At 65.3% G+C, this 4,124-nt stretch carries 5 protein-coding genes; 2 read left to right on the top strand and 3 right to left on the bottom strand.

All coding sequences use genetic code 11. The features are described 5' to 3' along the window. Both B3D39_RS13080 and hisS read right to left on the bottom strand, forming a co-directional pair. Positions 1-494: ATP phosphoribosyltransferase regulatory subunit (locus B3D39_RS13080; RefSeq protein WP_274963818.1), on the bottom strand; the 494-nt coding region annotated here is incomplete at its 3' end. After that, positions 494-1,996: a histidine--tRNA ligase gene (gene hisS, locus B3D39_RS13075; RefSeq protein WP_274963817.1), complete on the bottom strand. Its 1,503-nt coding sequence runs from the start codon at positions 1,994-1,996 to the stop codon at positions 494-496. The genes B3D39_RS13080 and hisS, both read right to left, overlap by 1 nt. A gap of 75 nt (positions 1,997-2,071) precedes the next feature. On the opposite strand from hisS, the gene B3D39_RS13070 reads away from it, so the two are divergent. Together B3D39_RS13070 and B3D39_RS13065 are read left to right on the top strand one after the other, a co-directional pair. Continuing rightward, on the top strand, positions 2,072-2,278 hold the full coding sequence (locus B3D39_RS13070; protein WP_078520370.1) for a SlyX family protein: 207 nt from the start codon (positions 2,072-2,074) through the stop codon (positions 2,276-2,278). Then, positions 2,278-2,703 carry a hypothetical protein gene (locus tag B3D39_RS13065; RefSeq protein ID WP_274963816.1) on the top strand — a complete coding sequence of 142 codons (426 nt, stop codon included), beginning with the start codon at positions 2,278-2,280 and terminating at the stop codon, positions 2,701-2,703. Before B3D39_RS13070 ends, B3D39_RS13065 begins: the two co-directional genes overlap by 1 nt. A 3-nt stretch (positions 2,704-2,706) precedes the next feature. Here the strand turns inward: B3D39_RS13065 and B3D39_RS13060 are convergent. Then, on the bottom strand, positions 2,707-4,124 hold a 1,418-nt coding region (locus B3D39_RS13060), incomplete at its 5' end, for an OB-fold nucleic acid binding domain-containing protein (protein ID WP_349678101.1).

The following is a 4,124-nucleotide window of genomic DNA, read 5'->3' as shown; positions in this document are numbered from 1 at the left end:
AGCGCGGCCTTGCGTTCGGGCAGTGTATCCAACCCGTCGACGGCGGCGCGCAGCAGGCCCATATCGCCGATCGTGGCGGACAGGTTCAACTTGGCGAGAAGCCCCGCGAACAGCGCGAAGACCTCGGCATCTGCGGCTTCGGGATCGGCGCGGTCGAAGATTTCGAACCCGGCCTGAAAATACTCATTGGCACGCGCGGGGCCGCGATGATCCTGACGGCGGAACACCTCGCCCGCATAGGCGTAGCGCGCAGGCTCGGCGCCGTTGGCCATGTGCTCCTGCACGACCGGCACGGTGAAATCCGGGCGCAGCATCATCTCGCCGCGCAGCGGGTCGGCGGTGACATAGGCGCGGGCGCGAATATCCTCGCCGTAAAGGTCGAGAAGCGCCTCGGCGGGTTGCAGGATGTCGGGCGTGACCTCGACCGCACCGGCGGCGAGGAATAGCTCCAGCAGACGGCCTGCCTGTACCCGCGCTTGCGCCTTGTCCGCCATTACTCGGCCTCGTAGCGTGCGAGGATCTCTTGCACTTTTGCGACCATTTCCCCGGTCGGAACCTCGAATTGCGCCGGTTGGGATTTCCATTCTTCAACCGTCGCGTCCTGTGCGATCTTCGCGCCGAGGATCAGGTCCTTGATCTGGACGACGCCGCGGTACGCCTCGTCCGAGCCTTGGATGATCGCCACGGGGCTTTCGCGTTTATCGGCGTATTTCAACTGGTTGCCGAAGCTCTTCGGGTTGCCCAGATAGACCTCGGCGCGCAGCCCTGCGCCGCGCAGCGTGGAGGCCAGCGCCATGTATTCGGCCATCCGGTCGCGATCCATCACGGTCACGACGACCGGGCCCTGCGCGGAGCCGCCGATGCGGCCCTTGGCGCGCAGCGCGGCCAGCAGGCGGTCGACGCCGATCGAGACGCCGGTGGCCGGAACGACCTGACCGGTGAAACGCTTGACCAGATCGTCATAGCGCCCGCCGCCTGCGACCGAGCCGAACTGGCGCGGACGGCCCTTCTCGTCGGTGATCTCGAAGGTCAGCTCGGCCTCGAAAACCGGGCCGGTGTAATAGCCCAGGCCCCGCACGACCGAGGGATCGATCACGATGCGGTCGGGGCCGTAGCCTTGGGCGTCGAGGAGCGAGGCGATCTGTTCGAGTTCATCCACGCCTTCTGCACCCAGCGCCGAGCCTTCGACCAACTCGCGCAGCCGCGCGACGGTGGCGGCGTTGTCTTCACGCTTGGCTTCCATGAAGCCCATGACCGTATCGGCCTGTGCCTCGGACAGCCCCGCACCCTTGGTGAAGTCGCCGGAGTCGTCCAGACGCCCCTCGCCCATCAGAAGGCGCACGCCCTCCTCGCCGAACTTGTCGAACTTGTCGATGGCGCGCAGGACGATGCCGCGCTCTTCCTCGAACTTGGTCGGATCGGCAGGGTCCAGAACGCCCGCCACTTCCATCACACCGTTCAGAACCTTGCGGTTGTTCACCCGCACGACGTAATCGCCGCGCGGAATGCCGACCGCCTCCAGCGCGTCCGAAAGCATCCCGCAAATCTCGGCGTCAGCCGCCACCGAGGGCGCGCCCACGGTATCGGCATCGCATTGATAGAACTGGCGGAACCGGCCCGGACCGGGCTTTTCGTTGCGCCAGACGGGACCCATCGTGAAGCGGCGATAGGGCGTCGGCAGGTCGTTGCGATATTGCGCAGCGACCCGGGCCAGCGGCGCCGTCATATCGTAGCGCAGCGCCAGCCACTTGCCGTCATCTTCCTCCTGCCACGCGAAGACGCCCGCATTCGGGCGGTCCACATCGGGGAGGTATTTGCCCAGGGCCTCGACCGTCTCGATGGCCGAAGTTTCCAGCGCCTCGAAGCCATGCGTGCGATAGACCTCTGCGATCTTCGCCAGCATATCGGCGCGCTCGGTCACCTCGGTGCCGAAATAATCGCGGAAGCCCTTCGGCGTTTCGGCCTTGGGACGGGGCTGCTTTTTCTGTTTCGCCATCGGCTTGCACCTGATCTTATCTCGCGCGAGGGTGTAGCCCAAGGGGCTGGCCCCGGCAAGCAATAGGAACGGCAGATGCAGGAACGGCTGGAACGGGCGGAAGAACAGATCGCCTATCTGACGCAAACGGTGGACGAGCTGTCCGATGTCGCGGCCGCGCAGGCGCGTCAGATCGAACGGCTGGAGCGCCATCTGGGCCTGCTGATGGAGCGCGAGGCCGAGCGCGAATATGACAGCGGCAGCTCGATCCCCTTGGCCGACCAGAAACCGCCGCACTGGTAATGGACGCGGCGCTCTGGGGGCTGAACGGTGTTTTCGTGAGTGCCCAAGCGCTCATCTACACCGCTTTGCTGATCTGGCCCCCGGGCATCGACCTTCGTTCGACACTCGACCGGTTCGAGCTGTGGCAGGGCAGCGGCATCCTTGCGATGCAGGTGTTCTTCGCCGTGCCGCTGATGTGCGGGCTGATCTGGCGGCTGCGCAGCCATCGACAGGCCATGATTTTGGTCTCAATGAGTTTTCTGGCAACCGCCGTGCTGGGCGCGGCGGCGTGGCTCGAGATGGGCATGATCTCCGGTGCGGTGCGCGACGGGATCAACGAGCCCGATCTGCTGCGCGGCTTGGCGCTGCTGCGCTGGGGCGAGTTCGCCACCGCCCTTGCCGCCGCGATCGCGCTGCGGCTGGCATGGGTGGCGCGCAGCCTGTGAGGCTCAGACCTCTTCGACCTCGCTCACCCCGCGCAAGGAGCGCAGCGCACCTTTCACCTGAGCATTGACCGGCGCCTCGGGCATCGCGGTGATCTGGTAGCGGCAGCCACGCTCATTGTCATAGACCATGAAGCTGATCGGACCGCGCGAATGCACCTTCCCTTCGCGGGCGACCCGCTCGACAAGGCTCGCGACCGAGGCGACCGCGTCATTGTTGTCGATATGAACAAGAAGCCCCGACGAGCCCGCATCGGCTGTCGCCTTCTCCACAGTCTGGGCCGAAGTGGCGACCATACGCACCGACTCGCCGTCGACCTCGACCTTCACGGTCAGCACCAGAAGGTTGCCGGTCTCGAGCACGTCGCGGCAGGCTTCCAGCGCCTCCGACCAGAAGGCGACCTCATAGGGCCCGGACGCATCCGACAGCGCGACGAAGGCAAAGCGATTGCCCTTGGCGGATTTCTTCTCGCGCACCGAGGCGACCTCGCCCGCGATCTTGGTCACGAAAGGACCGCCCACGGCTTTTTGCTGCACCTCTTCCCAGCTCAGCACCTTCTTGCGCTTGAGCGCGGGCAGGTAATCCTCGATCGGGTGCCCCGAAAGGTAGAAGCCGATGGCCTTGTGTTCTTCGGCCAGACGCTCGCCGGGCAGCCAGTCGTCGGTATCGGCCAGACGCGGCGGCGGCAGATCGTCGCCCGCCTCGCCGAAGAGCGACACCTGCGCGGACTCGCGCGCCTCGATCACGGCGCCCGACCACGCCATCAGCGATTCAAGCGACTCGAAGACGCGCTTGCGGTTCGGGTCCAGAAGGTCGAACGCCCCTGCCCGCGCGAGCATTTCCAGCGGGCGCTTGCCCACCCGCTTCATGTCGACGCGCCGCGCGAAATCGAACAGGTCCTTGAACGGCTCGTCGCCGCGCGCGGTCACGATCATCTGCATCGCGTCCGCGCCGACGTTCTTGAGCGCGCCCAGCGCATAGACCAGTTTCTGATCGACGACGTCGAAGGTCGAAAGCGAGCGGTTCACGCAAGGCGGGATGATCTCGATCCCGAGCTTCTTCTGCACCTCGTCGGCATAGATCGCGAGCTTGTCGGTCAGATGAATATCGCAATTCATCACGCCGCCCATGAACTCGACTGCGTGGTTCGCCTTCAGCCAGCCGGTGTAATAGGACACCACCGCATAGGCCGCCGCGTGGGATTTGTTGAAGCCGTAGTTGGCGAATTTCTCCAGAAGGTCGAACACCTCCGAGGCCTTCTTCTTGTCGACCCCGTTCTTGGCCGCGCCCGCCTCGAATTTCGGGCGCTCGGCGTCCATCGCCTCCTTGATCTTCTTACCCATCGCGCGGCGAAGAAGGTCTGCGCCGCCAAGCGAGTAGCCCCCCATGACCTGCGCGATCTGCATCACCTGCTCCTGATAGA

The organism is Thioclava sp. UBA3469 (assembly GCF_002378135.1).
Lineage (GTDB): Bacteria > Pseudomonadota > Alphaproteobacteria > Rhodobacterales > Rhodobacteraceae > Thioclava > Thioclava sediminum.
The sequence above is the reverse complement of the archived record's forward strand: the minus strand, read 5'-3'. Positions and strand labels throughout refer to the sequence as shown.

Bases quoted from the DNA above. Each gene is read 5' to 3' on its own strand.
- hisS (WP_274963817.1), bottom strand. From the start codon at position 1,996: ATGGCGAAACAGAAAAAGCAGCCCCGTCCCAAGGCCGAAACGCCGAAG.
- B3D39_RS13070 (WP_078520370.1), top strand. From the start codon at position 2,072: ATGCAGGAACGGCTGGAACGGGCGGAAGAACAGATCGCCTATCTGACG.
- B3D39_RS13065 (WP_274963816.1), top strand. From the start codon at position 2,278: ATGGACGCGGCGCTCTGGGGGCTGAACGGTGTTTTCGTGAGTGCCCAA.